At 66.2% G+C, this 13363-nt stretch carries 20 protein-coding genes; 10 read left to right on the top strand and 10 right to left on the bottom strand.

The window, feature by feature from the left end; genetic code table 11:
- Window positions 1-94 precede the first annotated feature (94 nt).
- Window positions 95-964, top strand: coding sequence for an alpha/beta fold hydrolase (locus MSG_RS19400; RefSeq protein WP_096442133.1), 870 nt, complete (start codon window positions 95-97; stop codon window positions 962-964).
- Here MSG_RS19400 and gnd read toward each other — a convergent pair whose 3' ends face one another.
- Complete coding sequence (gene gnd, locus MSG_RS19405) at window positions 965-1993, bottom strand: phosphogluconate dehydrogenase (NAD(+)-dependent, decarboxylating) (RefSeq protein WP_096442135.1); 1029 nt, start codon at window positions 1991-1993, stop codon at window positions 965-967.
- A 13-nt stretch (window positions 1994-2006) separates the two neighbouring features.
- Complete coding sequence (locus MSG_RS19410) at window positions 2007-3416, bottom strand: glucose-6-phosphate dehydrogenase (RefSeq protein WP_096442137.1); 1410 nt, start codon at window positions 3414-3416, stop codon at window positions 2007-2009.
- Window positions 3417-3541: 125 nt separating this feature from the next.
- Here MSG_RS19410 and MSG_RS19415 point away from each other — a divergent pair, with 125 nt between their 5' ends.
- Window positions 3542-4393 carry an adenylate/guanylate cyclase domain-containing protein gene (locus tag MSG_RS19415; protein WP_096442139.1) on the top strand — a complete coding sequence of 284 codons (852 nt, stop codon included), beginning with the start codon at window positions 3542-3544 and terminating at the stop codon, window positions 4391-4393.
- Here the strand turns inward: MSG_RS19415 and MSG_RS19420 are convergent.
- Window positions 4366-4554, bottom strand: coding sequence for a hypothetical protein (locus MSG_RS19420; protein WP_096442141.1), 189 nt, complete (start codon window positions 4552-4554; stop codon window positions 4366-4368). The genes MSG_RS19415 and MSG_RS19420 overlap by 28 nt on opposite strands.
- A gap of 24 nt (window positions 4555-4578) precedes the next feature.
- On the opposite strand from MSG_RS19420, the gene MSG_RS19425 reads away from it, so the two are divergent.
- Genes MSG_RS19425 through MSG_RS19435 form a run of 3 tightly spaced genes read left to right on the top strand, consistent with a single transcriptional unit; the run spans window position 4579 to window position 5896 of the window.
- Window positions 4579-4818 (top strand): hypothetical protein, encoded by a 240-nt coding sequence (locus tag MSG_RS19425; RefSeq protein ID WP_096442143.1) that lies wholly within the window; start codon window positions 4579-4581, stop codon window positions 4816-4818.
- A 14-nt stretch (window positions 4819-4832) separates the two neighbouring features.
- Complete coding sequence (locus tag MSG_RS19430; RefSeq protein ID WP_096444678.1) at window positions 4833-5204, top strand: carboxymuconolactone decarboxylase family protein; 372 nt, start codon at window positions 4833-4835, stop codon at window positions 5202-5204.
- Window positions 5205-5215: 11 nt separating this feature from the next.
- Window positions 5216-5896, top strand: a complete 681-nt coding sequence (locus MSG_RS19435) for a guanylate cyclase (protein ID WP_096442145.1) — start codon at window positions 5216-5218, stop codon at window positions 5894-5896.
- Here the strand turns inward: MSG_RS19435 and MSG_RS19440 are convergent.
- Both MSG_RS19440 and MSG_RS19445 read right to left on the bottom strand, forming a co-directional pair.
- Window positions 5893-6216 carry a putative quinol monooxygenase gene (locus MSG_RS19440; RefSeq protein WP_096442147.1) on the bottom strand — a complete coding sequence of 108 codons (324 nt, stop codon included), beginning with the start codon at window positions 6214-6216 and terminating at the stop codon, window positions 5893-5895. The two genes, MSG_RS19435 and MSG_RS19440, sit on opposite strands and share 4 nt — an antisense overlap.
- Window positions 6217-6538: 322 nt before the next feature.
- Window positions 6539-7099 (bottom strand): glycoside hydrolase, encoded by a 561-nt coding sequence (locus tag MSG_RS19445; RefSeq protein ID WP_096444679.1) that lies wholly within the window; start codon window positions 7097-7099, stop codon window positions 6539-6541.
- Window positions 7100-7441: 342 nt separating this feature from the next.
- Between MSG_RS19445 and MSG_RS19450 the strand changes: the two genes are divergently transcribed.
- Window positions 7442-7810 (top strand): DUF2510 domain-containing protein, encoded by a 369-nt coding sequence (locus tag MSG_RS19450; RefSeq protein WP_096442149.1) that lies wholly within the window; start codon window positions 7442-7444, stop codon window positions 7808-7810.
- Window positions 7811-7946: 136 nt separating this feature from the next.
- Window positions 7947-8954, top strand: coding sequence for an IS481 family transposase (locus tag MSG_RS19455; RefSeq protein ID WP_118915815.1), 1008 nt, complete (start codon window positions 7947-7949; stop codon window positions 8952-8954).
- On the opposite strand, the gene arr is transcribed toward MSG_RS19455, so the two are convergent.
- Entirely contained in the window at window positions 8951-9379 is a 429-nt protein-coding gene (arr, locus tag MSG_RS19460) for an NAD(+)--rifampin ADP-ribosyltransferase (protein ID WP_096442151.1), read from the bottom strand. The genes MSG_RS19455 and arr overlap by 4 nt on opposite strands.
- Window positions 9380-9467: 88 nt before the next feature.
- Between arr and MSG_RS19465 the strand changes: the two genes are divergently transcribed.
- The gene (locus MSG_RS19465) at window positions 9468-9806 is read left to right on the top strand and encodes a DUF732 domain-containing protein (RefSeq protein ID WP_096442153.1); all 339 of its coding nucleotides are present in this window, start codon (window positions 9468-9470) and stop codon (window positions 9804-9806) included.
- Window position 9807: 1 nt separating this feature from the next.
- Here MSG_RS19465 and MSG_RS19470 read toward each other — a convergent pair whose 3' ends face one another.
- On the bottom strand, window positions 9808-10179 hold the full coding sequence (locus MSG_RS19470; protein WP_232011086.1) for a hypothetical protein: 372 nt from the start codon (window positions 10177-10179) through the stop codon (window positions 9808-9810).
- A gap of 50 nt (window positions 10180-10229) precedes the next feature.
- Window positions 10230-10595, bottom strand: coding sequence for a hypothetical protein (locus MSG_RS19475; RefSeq protein ID WP_096442155.1), 366 nt, complete (start codon window positions 10593-10595; stop codon window positions 10230-10232).
- Window positions 10596-10780: 185 nt separating this feature from the next.
- Here MSG_RS19475 and MSG_RS19480 point away from each other — a divergent pair, with 185 nt between their 5' ends.
- Complete coding sequence (locus MSG_RS19480; protein WP_096442157.1) at window positions 10781-11161, top strand: DUF732 domain-containing protein; 381 nt, start codon at window positions 10781-10783, stop codon at window positions 11159-11161.
- A gap of 46 nt (window positions 11162-11207) precedes the next feature.
- On the opposite strand, the gene MSG_RS19485 is transcribed toward MSG_RS19480, so the two are convergent.
- Window positions 11208-11612, bottom strand: coding sequence for a VOC family protein (locus MSG_RS19485; protein WP_096444681.1), 405 nt, complete (start codon window positions 11610-11612; stop codon window positions 11208-11210).
- A gap of 147 nt (window positions 11613-11759) precedes the next feature.
- Here MSG_RS19485 and MSG_RS19490 point away from each other — a divergent pair, with 147 nt between their 5' ends.
- The gene (locus MSG_RS19490) at window positions 11760-12254 is read left to right on the top strand and encodes a nitroreductase/quinone reductase family protein (protein WP_096442159.1); all 495 of its coding nucleotides are present in this window, start codon (window positions 11760-11762) and stop codon (window positions 12252-12254) included.
- Here the strand turns inward: MSG_RS19490 and ychF are convergent.
- Complete coding sequence (ychF, locus tag MSG_RS19495) at window positions 12251-13324, bottom strand: redox-regulated ATPase YchF (RefSeq protein ID WP_096442161.1); 1074 nt, start codon at window positions 13322-13324, stop codon at window positions 12251-12253. The two genes, MSG_RS19490 and ychF, sit on opposite strands and share 4 nt — an antisense overlap.
- Window positions 13325-13363: the final 39 nt, after the last annotated feature.

A 13363-nucleotide genomic window follows, 5' to 3' on the forward strand; every position in this document is an offset into this window, starting at 1 on the left:
GCGACTCCTTCTAATCGAGGATTCTGATCGGTCTCACGCAGTTAGACCCCGCCGTGCACGAGATCTCATGGCGAGGCTATGTAACGTCAGTTCGATGAGCACGGTTAGCAGCAGTTCCGAGACCGTTCACTTCGCCGGCGTCGACGGGATCACCCTGGTCGCCGACGAATGGAACCGCGACGCCGGTGCCGACAGACGCCCGTCGATCCTGATGCTGCACGGCGGTGGCCAAAACCGGCATTCCTGGAAGAACACCGGCCAGATCCTGGCCGACAGCGGCTACCACGTCGTCGCGCTGGACAGCCGGGGGCACGGCGACAGCGACCGCGCGCCGGGTGCCGATTACGCGATCGAGACGCTGACGGCCGACGTGCTGCACGTGCTCGAGGCGATCGGCGGCCCGGTGGTGCTGATCGGTGCCAGCATGGGCGGGCTCACCGGCATCCTGGTCGCCGACAGCGCCGGTCCGGAGAAGGTGACCGGGCTGGTGCTGGTCGACGTGGTGCCGCGCTACGAGAAGAACGGCAGCGCGCGCATTCGCGACTTCATGCTGACCAACCTCAACGGTTTCGGCTCGCTCGAGGAGGCGGCCGACGCCGTCGCGGCCTATCTGCCGCACCGCAGCAAGCCCCGCAGCCCCGAGGGGCTGAAGAAGAACCTGCGCCTGCGGGACGGGCGGTGGTACTGGCACTGGGACCCGGCATTCATGACCGCCCCCGGCGATGATCCGGAACTGCGCACCGAACACTTCGAAGAGGCCGCCACGGATCTGAAGATCCCGATCCTGCTGATCCGCGGCAAGCTCTCCGACGTGGTGAGCCCCGAGGGCGTGCGGCATTTCCTGGCGACGGTCCCGCGCGCGGAGTTCGTCGAACTCTCCAACGCCGGACACACCGCGGCCGGCGACGACAACGACGCCTTCAGCGACGCCGTGGTGACGTTCGTGCGGCGGCTGACCGGCTAGTTAGCCGCCCACCCCCGGCTTTTCGGCGTGGCCGCCGAACTGCTTGCGCATTGCCGACAGCGCCTTGTTGGCGAAGTCGTCGAGGCTGCGCGAGGCGAACCGGGACTGCAGCGCGGTCGTGAGCACCGGCGCGGGAACGCCTTCGTCGATCGCGGCGATGGCGGTCCACCGGCCCTCGCCCGAGTCGGAGACGCGTCCGGAAAACTCCGACAGCGTGGGCGACTCGTGCAGGGCGATCGCGGTCAGGTCGAGCAGCCACGAGCCGACGACGCTACCGCGGCGCCACAGTTCGGCGACGTCCTCGATGTCGAATTCGTATTGATAGCACTCCGGGTTGGCCAACGGCGCGGTCTCGGCGTCGCCCGCCTCGACGCGCTTGCCGATGTCGGCGTTGCGCAGGATGTTCAGGCCCTCGGCGAGCGATGCCATCATGCCGTACTCGATGCCGTTGTGCACCATCTTCACGAAGTGCCCGGCCCCGGATGGCCCGCAGTGCAGGTAGCCCTTCTCGGCCTGGGCTACTTCACCTTCGCGGCCCGGGGTGCGCGGCGCGGCGTCCACACCGGGAGCGATGGTCTTGAACAGCGGCTCGGCGTGCTTGAACGCGTAGTCGTCGCCGCCGATCATCAGGCAGTAACCGCGCTCGCGGCCCCACACACCACCGCTGGTGCCGCAGTCGATCAGGTGAATCCCTTTCTCGGACAGCAGCTTTGAGTGTTTGAGGTCGTCGCGGTAGTAGGAGTTACCGCCATCGATCACGATGTCGCCTGACTCCAGCGTGTCGGCCAGCGCCTCGATGACCGACTGCGTGATGGTGCCGGCAGGGACCATGACCCACACCACTCGCGGCGCGGTCATCTTCTCTTTCAGCTCGTCGAGGGAGTACACGCCGGTCGTATTCGGCTCGTCGGCCATCGCCTTGACAGCGTCCGAATTGTGGTCGTACACAACGGTTTCGTGCCCGTTGTCGGCCACCCGCCGCGCGATGTTGGCGCCCATTCGACCGAGGCCGATCATTCCTAGCTGCATATCTGTCGTCTCCTTACTGTCCCGGTTGAGTTTGTGGAGGGAACCACGGGTCTTGCCATTTGCGGTGACCGCGTACCAGTGACTGCGCGGCGTCAGGCCCCCACGACCCGGGCTCGTACTGGTGGACTTCGCTCGGCTTGTCCAGCAGCGGCTGGACGATGCGCCACGTCTCTTCGATGCTGTCCTGCCGGGCGAACAGCCCCCGATCGCCGGTCAAGGCGGCGTGGAACAGCAGTTCGTACGGGGTCTCCGGTTCGCCGAAGTCCTGGGCGAACAACGAGTCCAGGTGTACGTCGTGCCAGTTGCCGTCGACCTGGCCGGCCAACTGCAACCGCATGCCCGGATCGGGGTCGATGCGCAGCACGATCTGATTGGGCTCGGCGACCCGGCGATGCGGCAGGAAGGCCAGCTGCGGTACGCGGTGCAGGAACAGCCGGACCTCGGTGACCTTCTCCGGGAGGGACTTGCCGGCCCGCAGGAAGATCGGCACCCCGGACCAGCGCCAATTGTCGATCCCGGTTCGCAGCGCGATGAACGTCTCGGTCTGCGAATCCTTCGCCACCCCGTCGACGGCGGTGTACCCGCGGTACTGGCCCCGGACGCACCGGTCAGGATCCAGCGGCGGAATCGCGCGGAACACCTCGGATTTCTTGTCGTTGAGGTCATCGGCGCTGTCGCCGACGGGTGGTTCCATCGCGACCATGGCCAGCACCTGCAGCAGGTGGTTCTGCACCACGTCGCGCACGGTGCCGACCTTGTCGTAGAACCTGCCGCGGTCCTCCACCCCGAAATCCTCGGCCATGGTGATGTGGATTTCGGAAACACTGTGACGATCCCACAGCGCGGCCAACGCCTGATTGGCGAACCGGAGGCATTCGAGCTCCACTACGGGCTGCTTGCCGAGGAAATGGTCGACCCGCAGGATCTGGTCTTCGGCCAGCACCGCATGCAACCGCTCGTTGAGTTCGCAGGCGGAGTTCAGGTCATGGCCGAACGGCTTTTCCACCGCAACGCGGGCGCGCTGCACCAGCCCCTCGCGCGCGAGGTTCTCGACGATGGGCGCGAACAGCGCGGGCGGCATCTCCAGGTAGTACAACGGGCGGTAGTCGCCGTCGATCATCTCGGCCAGCCGGTGGTAGAGCTCACCGTCGGTGACATCGCCGTGCACGTAGTCCAGCCGACCCGCCAGCCGGTCGAAGACCTCGTCGTCGATCTCCTCGCCCGCATCCTTGATTGCTTTGCGCGCCCGCTTGATCAATTCGTCGACGTCGATGTCGTCACTGGCGACCCCCAGAATCGGGCAGCCCAACAGTTTCCGGCGCTCGAGGCGGTACAAGGACCGAAACGTCATCTTGCGCGCGAGGTCGCCGGTAATACCGAAGATCACCAGCAAATTCGACGAACTACCACCGTCGTCGGCCAAGACCGAAACCTCCCAAAAGTCACCTCATCGGAGCACTGGAGATTCACTACCCGGGGGTGTTCGCACTCAACCCTAGACACTGCTCAGGGGGCCGACAACCGGAAGCCCGCATGGGCTTTGCAAGGATGCGAGGCGTGGGTGACGTGCTGCACATCGCGGTGTACGTGCTGGCGGGGATCGCCGTGATCGAGGCCGGCGCGCTCGGTGTGTTGTGGAGGTTGCTTGCCCGTAGCCGCGAGGAGGCCGAGGAGTTAAGACAGCGCGCCGACACCCGCAACTGGCTGATATCCGGCGGCCGCGAGGCCGTCAAGACGGTGTGGAACACCGCTAACGTGATGCGCAAACAGGGCTTTGGCGCAGCAGTCCGCAGCAGTATCGAGGATCTCGCCGACTGGGCCGAGGTCGAGCGACCCGACCTGGCCCGCGTCACGCCCGACGGCCGCGTGGTGATCCTGTTCTCCGACATCGAGGAGTCGACGGCGCTCAACGAGCGCATCGGTGACCGCGCGTGGGTCAAGCTGATCAGCTCGCACGACAAGCTCGTCGGTAGCCTGGTGCAACGCTATTCGGGTCATGTGGTCAAAAGCCAGGGCGATGGATTCATGATCGCGTTCGCCCGGGCCGAGCAGGCGGTGCGGTGTGCGATCGACCTCCAACAGGCGCTGCGAAAGGACGCAAAACGCAAGCGGCACGAGGAGATTCGGGTCCGGATCGGCATCCACATGGGCCGCTCGGTGCGTCGCGGTGACGACCTGTTCGGGCGTAACGTCGCGATGGCGGCGCGCGTGGCCGCCGAAGCGGTCGGCGGCCAGGTGCTGGTGAGCGAGCCGGTTCGAGATGCGCTGCGGGACAGTCCGGATTCTGAAGATATCGGTTTCGACGACGGCCACGACGTCGAATTGAAGGGGTTCTCCGGTAGCTATCGGTTGTATGCGGTCGACACCGCCCCTCAGGAGGATTCGGCCGACCCCGACTGAGCGACGTGTCCATTGGATTCGGCCAATCGCTGATGCAGCCGGGCCCGTATCTCGTCGGGTGTGTAGGCCTGCCGCTTGCGCTGATCGCGCACCACCAGCGCGCCGCCGGCGACCACGCCCGCGACCCCGGCCAGCCCGACCCACTTCCATATGTTGCGCATCCCCACAGGCTAGCCTTGGGCCCAATGGACAATTCGCGCGTCAAGGTGTGCGTCGTCGGCGGAGCAGTACGGCGCAACTCCGCGGCGGCGTGGGTGGTGGCCATCGACCTTGACGCGGACGGTATCTACTTGCGGCCCAACGGTATTGGAGCCACGTTGCGGGGCGCGGGGCCGGGCCCGCCGTTCGGCCACGCGAACGCCTATATCGACTACCAGATCTGCCGAAAACCCCTCCTCTGCACAGCCATGGATGAACAGCGATGAAAGGCGGCACACCGATGACCGACACCCGCGCCCAGGGCCTCGACGTGTTCAGGCAGATGCTGCCCGGAATGATTCCCGACGACGCCACCGGTGTGCACGACGACGGCATAGCCGGCGAACTCATGGACCTCGGCATCGATCACGTCTTCGGCGCGTTGTGGGCGCGGCCCGGACTGGATCGCCGGTCGCGCAGCCTGGTGACCCTTGGCGCGCTGATCGCGCTGCGCGCCTCCGAGGAGCTGAAGTTCCACTTCCCGATCGCGTTGCGCAACGGGCTGACCATCGAGGAAGTCGAAGAGGTGATATACCACATGACCGGCTACGTCGGCTACCCGGCCGCCACCAATACGCGCAACGTCGCGCGTGCGGTCCTGACGCGTCCCTAGGCTTTCGGAACATGCTGACCCTCGACCAGGCGTTGCACGAGACGCGCACCGGCGACCTTTGGCTGTTCCGCGGCAGGTCGGGACCCGACCGGGCAATCCAGACGCTGACCAATGCCCCGGTGAATCACGTTGGCATGACGGTGGCCATCGATGACCTGCCGCCGCTGATCTGGCACGCCGAGCTGGGCGACAAGCTCACCGATATCTGGACCGGCACCAACCACCGCGGTGTGCAGCTCAACGACCTACGAGCGGCGGTTACGCAGTGGACCCAGCGCTATGCGCAGCGGTGCTGGTTGCGCCAGCTGACGCCCGATGCCACCCGCGAGCAGGAGAACGAGCTATTGCGAGTGATCGCGCGCATGGACGGCACCGCTTTTCCGACCACCATGCGGCTGACGGGCCGGTGGTTTCGCGGCCGGCTCCCGACGATCAACGATTGGGTGCGGGGAATCCCGTTGGTGGACAAGAAGTTTCGTGAGCAAACGCAGCGACGCCGGGAGCAGCGCAAGATGAGCCTGGCGACCGCGTATTGCGCTGAAACAGTGGCGATCACCTACGAGCAGATGGGTTTGCTTGTCACGGACAAGGATTCGAACTATTTCGATCCCGGGTCGTTCTGGAGCGGCGACATGTTGCCGCTGGCGCCGGGTTATCGGCTGGGCGGCGAGATCGAGGTCGCGGCCGGTTAGCCGACCGCCATTTCGCCCATCTCCGACCATCCGTCGGCATCGATGGTCTGATTGATGATCTTGGGCGTGGATTTCAGCGCCTGCGGCAACTCCCTCATCGCGCGCCGGAAGTGCTCGCTGTGGACGTGAACGCCGCCCGCGGCGTCGTCGCGGAACGCCTCGACCAGGACGTACTCGGCCGGGTTGTCGAGGCTGCGCGACCACTCGAACCACAGGTTGCCCTCCTCGGCGCGGGTGGCCGCGGTAAACGCGGCGACCAGGTCCGGCCAGCGGTCGGACCAGTCGGGCTTCGTTTCGAACTTGACGACGATGAAGATCATTGCGTCCTCGCCCCCTGGTCACGGCTGCCAGTGCGCTCGCCGGCCGGACGGCGCGTTCGGGCGAGCAGCGCCAGGATAGCGTGGCGACTCGCCCAATCTTCGCCTTCCTTCGACTCAGCAAACTTCCGATCGAAAAGTCGATGGCGCGCCAATCGGAGCTTTTCGCTATGCGGATAACTTACCGCCTGCACGAGAGTGATGCAGACCACAAACGTGGCTGCGGCACGACTACTTCACTTTTCCCAAGCACGCAATGCGATCAGCGCCAATGTTGTACAGCGATCGGCGGCATTAGCCAGAGCTCGCGCAATTCGATTCTTTATCAATTCGGAATTCCGGGGTCGCCCGGCGGCGGCAGCTCGGGCGCCGGCGGAGGCGGGGGGGCGGGGGCCGGAGCGCCGACCAGGATTGCAGGGGCCTCGGGCGGCGGCGGGGGTGCGTCCGGCGGCGGAGGCGGCGCGAGCGGCGGAGGTGCGTCGGGCGGCGGCGGTAGCAGGCCGCCGTCACCCTCCGGGGGCATCGGCAGGAACATGTGGTGGGTGAATCCGGCCTGGTAGGCGCCAGCACCGCCGATATGTACGCCGCCGCGCTCGCCACTGGACACCGGCGTGCCGTCCGGCAGGGTCACTGCCGTGTGGCCGCCGTTCCAGCCGATCACCAAGGCGTTGGGAGCGGTCCCGTACTGAAAGCCCCGTGCCAAAAGCGCGGCTTCCTCGTTGCCCGTGTTGAATCTGCTTCCGAAGACCGGTCGATCGGTCGCGGCATTCGCAATCCACGAAGCCAGGCCGGAGCAGTCGGTCCCCGCGGGGGAATCCCCACCCACAATATACGGCGTCCCCGAGACCTGGTTAACGAGGGACATCAACGCAGCAAGAGCAATCATGGCCAGCGACGCTAGCAACAACACGGTTAACGAGCCAAAATTTGTGGCGTGCATCACGCATCAAATAAAGAATGGCATGTGCCGCATTTACAGCAAACTTATTACATAAATACATCTTTATTGTCACCAATGGTCCGCCCGGGCCGGCGGCGGGCGGGCGGCCCCGGCCGGGGCGGCCCCAGGCCGCGAAACCGGCTGCGCAAACGTCGACCGCGGACGGCATTCGGTCGCTTACGGTGAGGTGGTGTCCTCCCCCGCCCGACACTCGTCGTCCGCGCAGCCGCGATGCGCCAAGATGGTGCTGTCGAGAAAGTTGAGAAATACGCGCACTGAGGGGGTTGGATGACCGCGGCACTACCTCCGGCGGGCTGGTACCGCGATCCGTCGGGGGCCCGCGCGCAACGGTACTTCGACGGTTCGGAGTGGACCGAGCACTATGCGGCCACGCTCTCGGCGGAACAGCGGTCCGAAATTCTCGAGGAAGCGATCTCCAACCACTACCCATGGGCCCGTGTCGAGTCACGCTCAGCCACCCAGGCTGTCCTCTTCCTCGGCGGCGGCGTGTCCGCGGCGGCGCATGTGGTGTGCGCGCTGCTCACGGTCGTCACCTGCGGGCTGTTCGGCATCATCTGGCTGATCGTGGCCGCGACCTCGCCGGAACGGCGCGCGTATGTGGCCGTCGACTCGTTCGGCAACGTCACCTTTAACTAGCTGTCGGGGCGGACGCACTAGTTGTGATGTCCAGGGAGGTTGTTTCTCCCGTTATCGGTGAGTCTGTGTGACAGGGAAGGCCTCCGGTTGTGAAGTGGAGCTGTCTAGGAACCGCTTCATCAACCAGGAGGCCTTCGTGTCCCACGCTAACGCTGCACTGACCCCGCGCGCTCGATTGAGGCTCGCCAGACTCGTCGTCGAGTCCGGTTGGACCTACGCGGCGGCGGCGAAGATGTTCATGGTCGCCCCGCGAACCGCCAAGAAGTGGGCCGATCGGTTCCGCGCCGAGGGGCCCGCCGGGATGGCCGACCGCAGCTCACGTCCGCACGTCAGCCCCACCAGGACCGCACCGGCGCTGATGCGCCGGATCGTGGATCTGCGATGGCGCAAGCGGCTCGGGCCGGTGCAGATCGGCGGGCGCTTGGGGGTGCCGGCCTCCACTGTGCACGCGGTACTGACCCGGTGCCGCATCAACCGGCTATCCCACATCGACCGCGTCACCGGCGAACCGCTGCGCCGCTACGAACATCCCCATCCCGGCGCGTTGATCCACGTCGACGTCACCAAGTTCGCCAACATCCCCGACGGTGGCGGTCACAGATTCCTGAGTCGAGAACAAAGCAAACGCAACGCCATCGCCACCGGCCACCGCACCGGGGAACGCGGTGGCATCTCGACGAATTACCGCCCGAAGATCGGAATCGCGTTCGTACACACCGTGATCGACGATCACTCTCGGATGGCTTACGCCGAGATCTGTACCGATGAGAAGGCCGCGACGGCCGTCGCCGTGCTGCAGCGCGCAGTCGCGTGGTTCGCCGAGTGCGGGGTCGTCGTCGAACGAGTGCTCTCAGACAACGGATCGGCCTACCGATCCTTCGCGTGGCGTGACGCCTGTGCCGAGTTGCGCGTCACTCCGAAGCGGACCCGCCCGTACCGGCCGCAAACCAACGGAAAGATCGAGAGATTCCATCGCACCATGGCCGACGGTTGGGCCTACGCCCGTCACTACCAGTCCACTAAAGAACGCGACACCGCTTTAGCGGGCTGGCTGCACTTCTACAATTTCCATCGAGCCCACTCCGCCATCGCAGGCAAGCCACCAGTCACCAGACTGACCAACCTCCCTGGACATCACAACTAGCCGTCGATGACGGCGAGTCCCCGGCGCTCGAGATCGGCCAACCTGTCGCGCTTGGTCTGCAGCTGCTCGGGTGGATGCCCGGCCCAGTCCGTGAGCTCCCCGACCACCTTCACCGGCTCCCGGGTGCGGTAGGACCGGGTCGGGTTACCGGGAAACTTCTTGTCGGTCACGTTCGGGTCGTCCTCGAGGACGCCGTCGGCTTCCACAATGTAGATGCGGCCGCGGCCCTCACCAACGGCGAGCTCGGCTCCCCACACCGCCGCATCCAGGGTGAACGTGACATACACGTGGTTGGCGCGCCGTCCTCCGCCGTAGTTCGACGGGCGTCCGGGTACCAGGAAGTCACCCGCCGAGAGGTCGGCCTTGGTGCCGTGCAAGAGCGCACCCGACTCGTGCGCTTCGAAGGGCTTCGGCGTGCTGGTCACGGCTGAACTCCGTCCTCGTTCGGCCAGTTCATTCAAAGTTCAGTCTTCCGTGGGCTGCCGCTTTCCCACGACGGGCAGCACTACCCACATGACTACCTGCACTCGCGAGCTGCGAAAACTGGCGCTGACGACGCTACTGGCCCTGTCCGCACTGCTGTGCTCGGCCCCGGCGGTTGCCGGCGCCGCTCCGGACAGCAGAGCAGCCTATCTGAACAGCCTCAATCAGCACGGAATCAGCTACAACGACCCCACCCACATGGTCGAGATCGGCACGACGCTGTGCCACGAGCTGCGCAACAACCTGGTGCCTCAGGAGGAGGCCGTCAGCCGGATCCAGAACATGGGCTATTCCGGCGCTCAGGCGAACGTGATCGCGGCCAGCGCCGTGTTGTCGTTCTGCCCCGACATGGACGCCGACGCAAAGTAGCTCAGATCGGGGTCCATATCCCGTTGTTGAAGAAGCCCCACGTCTGCGACGTAGGGTTCCACATCAGGTGCGCCTGCGGCGCCCATGCCGGGGGCGGCGGCTGGGGGGGAGCCCACGGCGGCGGGGGGCCCCACGGCCCCCAGCCGGCAGGCGCGGGACCCTGCCAGTCGTGGCACTGGTTCCAGTTCCAGTGGTAGTCGGTGCCCCAGGCCGGGTCCCACTGCTGGCCGGGGCACCAATGGTTGCGGGGCGCGGGGGCCGGTGCCGCCGCGGCGGGACCGGCCGGTCCGAGGGCCGGTATCGCCAGCCCGGCACCGACCAGCACGCCAATGCAGCGCCGCACCCACGGCGTCGTTCGCTTCGCAGTCGCCATCTCTTCAGCATGGTCGACGCCGGGACGTCGCCGCTAGACGTCGGACCGGACTAGGTCGTCTCCGCTTCGTCCGGGGGAATCTCGCCGAGGCGTCGTCGGGTTTCGGCCACCGCGCGCCGGATCTCGGCCTCGTCGCGCCGGCCGCCGGCCCGCTCGCGCTCCGCGCGCTCGCCAACGCGTTGCTGCCGCTCGCGCTCCCGCTGCGCGGTCGCGCCCTCGCGTTGGTCGGCACGCTGTTCTCGCTCGTCGGCCAACTGCTCGCGTTCGTCCGCGACGCGGTCCCGCTCGTCGGCGACGACGTCGCGTTCGTCGGCCACTCGCTCGCGCCTGGAGAGCTCAGCCTCCCGCCGCGCGAGGTTCTGGTCGCGCGCATCCGACTCCGAACCCGGCTGTTCGGAACGGTCCTGGATGACCACGGCGGTAAGCGTAACGCCGGGGTCGAGCGGAATTACTGCCGCCCGCCGGGTGCAGAGCAGCTTCCGTGGCCGTCGAGCGCCGGCCGCGTGGCGCGGGCCCAAATGCCAGTTAAACTGCCATAACGGCGTCGTCGCGACTTTCCGGATGGCACCGCGCGCCGCCGGAATAACCTAGGAGGAATGTGATGCTGGCGAGAGCCCTTGCGCTGACGGTCCTTTCCGTCGGGTTGGCCGCGCCCGCGCACGCAGATGCCACCGACGACGCGTTCATCACCAACCTCAGCACATCCGGCATGGATTACGGCGCACCAGACCGGGCGATCCAAGTGGCGAAGACCGTCGTCTGCGCCAGCCTCACCGCCAACCCCAAGACCAGCAACGCGGATCTGGTCGCCAAGGTCACCAGCGCCACCAACTGGCCTCCGCTGAACGCCGCCTACTTCACCGGCGCCGCGATCCAGGCCTACTGCCCGCAGTACGGCTCCCTCACCGCGCCTCCCGTCCCCACCCCGGCCCCCGGCGGGCCCAGCACGGCACCGTCGCGACAGCCGGTGGAAACGGCGTGAACGCGGCCTGTTAGACGTCGGCTCATAGGTCGGCTCATACGTCGGCTCATACGACGGCCCCGAACTTCGCCCGAGCCTCCTCAGTGACCGGCGTGAACAAATTGACCAGATTCCCGTCCGGGTCCCGAAACAGCAGAGCACGATTGCCCCACGGCATCGTCGTCGGTGGGGTCACCACGTCGCCGACGCTGCCCCGCAGCCGCTCGTATTCGGCGTCCACATCGTCGACGATGAACTCGATGATCACGCTTCGGTTGGCCGCCGGTTCCGCAGATCCTGGCCCGAACAGCGGGACGGTCATCTCGCTACCGATGGCCAGCACGCCGACCGGTGTCGGGATTTCGGCGAATAGTTCGTTTCCCCAAGCAGCCGCGGTCTCGGTGACCATCTCGTAGAACGCGACCAACCGGCTGACATCCGCTGTGATGATGCGGGTCGAAACAAATTTCACGAGGTCTCCGTTCACGGCAGGGTCGCGCTGCCTGCTCGCAGCGCCTTCGTTCACGGATGTTAGGGATCCCCACCGACAGGCAAGGCGGTTGCAGGGCGCATGGTTACATGGAACAGCCGTCGCCTCACTAGAGTTCAGGAGTCATCCATGGCCGACACCGATGCCGCAGCGATCCGAGCGTCGCGAGTTGACTGGATCAGCGAGCACCTCGACACCTACCTGAGTTCCGGTGGCACCCGGGGCCACATCCTGGATGTGAGCGCGGTCGGGGGCCGTGAGATGACAACGCACTGTCTGATCAGATGCGTGGGCCGAAAGTCGGGCAAGGTATTCGTCAGGCCGTTGATCTACGGCAACTTCGGTGGCGAGATCGTGATCGTCGGGTCGAAGGGCGGGGCCGACACGCATCCGGGGTGGTATTTGAACATCCGCGCGAGCGAGAAGATCGGCGTGCAGATCGCGACCCAGGCGTTCGAGGCGACCTGGCGCGAGCCGGAAGGCGAAGAGCGCCATCAGGTTTGGGCGTACATGGCGCACCTGTACCCGCCGTACATCACCTATCAGCGATCGACCAGCCGCCAGATCCCGCTGGTGATGCTGACGATCGGACAGCCGATCGACGTCTTCACCGCACAGGACTAGACGTTGAACCGGAATTCGACCACGTCGCCGTCGGCCATGATGTAGTCCTTGCCCTCCATCCGGACCTTGCCGGCCGCCTTGGCCGCCGCCATCGACCCCGCCGCGATCAAGTCGTCGAAGGACACGATTTCGGCTTTGATGAAGCCCTTCTCGAAATCGGTGTGGATGACGCCGGCGGCCTTGGGCGCGGTGTCGCCCTGGTGAATCACCCACGCGCGCACCTCTTTTGGGCCGGCCGTGAGGTAGGTCTGCAGCTTGAGAGTGTGAAAACCGGCCCGCGCCAACGCATCCAGGCCGCGCTCGGTCTGCCCGATCGATTCCAGCAGCTCGGCCGCCGACTCGTCGTCGAGCTCTTGCAACTCTGCCTCGATCTTCGCGTCGAGGAACACCGCGTCGGCGGGGGCGACCATCGCGCGCAGCTCGGCCTTGCGGGCGTCGTCGGTCAGCACGGACTCGTCGGAATTGAACACGTAGAGAAACGGTTTGGTGGTCATCAGGTTCAGCTCGCGCAGCGGTGACGTGTCGACGCCGGCCGCGAACAATGTCTTGCCGGAGTTCAGCACGGCCTCGGCGGCGACCGCCGCCTCGTGCACGGGCTTGCGGTCCTTGTTGTTGCGGGCTTCCTTCTCCAGCCGCGGGACGGCCTTCTCCAGGGTCTGCAGGTCGGCGAGGATCAGCTCGGTTTCGATTACCTCGATATCGGAGCCCGGGTCGACCTTGCCGTCGACGTGCACGACGTCGTCGTCGGCGAACACCCGCACCACCTGGCAGATCGCATCGCACTCGCGGATGTTGGCCAGGAACTTGTTGCCGAGCCCGGCACCCTCCGAGGCGCCCTTCACGATTCCGGCGATATCGACGAAGGTCACCGGCGCCGGCACGATCTTCTCGGAACCGAACATCTCCGCGAGCTTGTCCAGCCGCGGGTCGGGCAGCGCGACGACGCCCTCGTTGGGCTCGATGGTCGCGAACGGGTAGTTGGCCGCCACCACGTTGTTCCGGGTCAGGGCGTTGAACAGCGTGGACTTGCCGACGTTGGGCAGGCCGACGATTCCGAGGCTCAGGCTCACGGGGAACCAAGTCTAGGACTCGCGGGGCGTTCGGCCGCC

It is taken from the genome of Mycobacterium shigaense, assembly GCF_002356315.1.
GTDB classification, from domain to species: Bacteria; Actinomycetota; Actinomycetes; order Mycobacteriales; family Mycobacteriaceae; genus Mycobacterium; species Mycobacterium shigaense.

Coding starts and splice junctions, on each gene's coding strand:
- MSG_RS19400 (WP_096442133.1), top strand. CDS start 95: ATGAGCACGGTTAGCAGCAGTTCCGAGACCGTTCACTTCGCCGGCGTC.
- gnd (WP_096442135.1), bottom strand. CDS start 1,993: ATGCAGCTAGGAATGATCGGCCTCGGTCGAATGGGCGCCAACATCGCG.
- MSG_RS19415 (WP_096442139.1), top strand. CDS start 3,542: ATGCGAGGCGTGGGTGACGTGCTGCACATCGCGGTGTACGTGCTGGCG.
- MSG_RS19420 (WP_096442141.1), bottom strand. CDS start 4,554: ATGCGCAACATATGGAAGTGGGTCGGGCTGGCCGGGGTCGCGGGCGTG.
- MSG_RS19425 (WP_096442143.1), top strand. CDS start 4,579: ATGGACAATTCGCGCGTCAAGGTGTGCGTCGTCGGCGGAGCAGTACGG.
- MSG_RS19430 (WP_096444678.1), top strand. CDS start 4,833: ATGACCGACACCCGCGCCCAGGGCCTCGACGTGTTCAGGCAGATGCTG.
- MSG_RS19435 (WP_096442145.1), top strand. CDS start 5,216: ATGCTGACCCTCGACCAGGCGTTGCACGAGACGCGCACCGGCGACCTT.
- MSG_RS19440 (WP_096442147.1), bottom strand. CDS start 6,216: ATGATCTTCATCGTCGTCAAGTTCGAAACGAAGCCCGACTGGTCCGAC.
- MSG_RS19445 (WP_096444679.1), bottom strand. CDS start 7,099: ATGATTGCTCTTGCTGCGTTGATGTCCCTCGTTAACCAGGTCTCGGGG.
- MSG_RS19450 (WP_096442149.1), top strand. CDS start 7,442: ATGACCGCGGCACTACCTCCGGCGGGCTGGTACCGCGATCCGTCGGGG.
- MSG_RS19465 (WP_096442153.1), top strand. CDS start 9,468: ATGACTACCTGCACTCGCGAGCTGCGAAAACTGGCGCTGACGACGCTA.
- MSG_RS19470 (WP_232011086.1), bottom strand. CDS start 10,179: ATGGCGACTGCGAAGCGAACGACGCCGTGGGTGCGGCGCTGCATTGGC.
- MSG_RS19480 (WP_096442157.1), top strand. CDS start 10,781: ATGCTGGCGAGAGCCCTTGCGCTGACGGTCCTTTCCGTCGGGTTGGCC.
- MSG_RS19490 (WP_096442159.1), top strand. CDS start 11,760: ATGGCCGACACCGATGCCGCAGCGATCCGAGCGTCGCGAGTTGACTGG.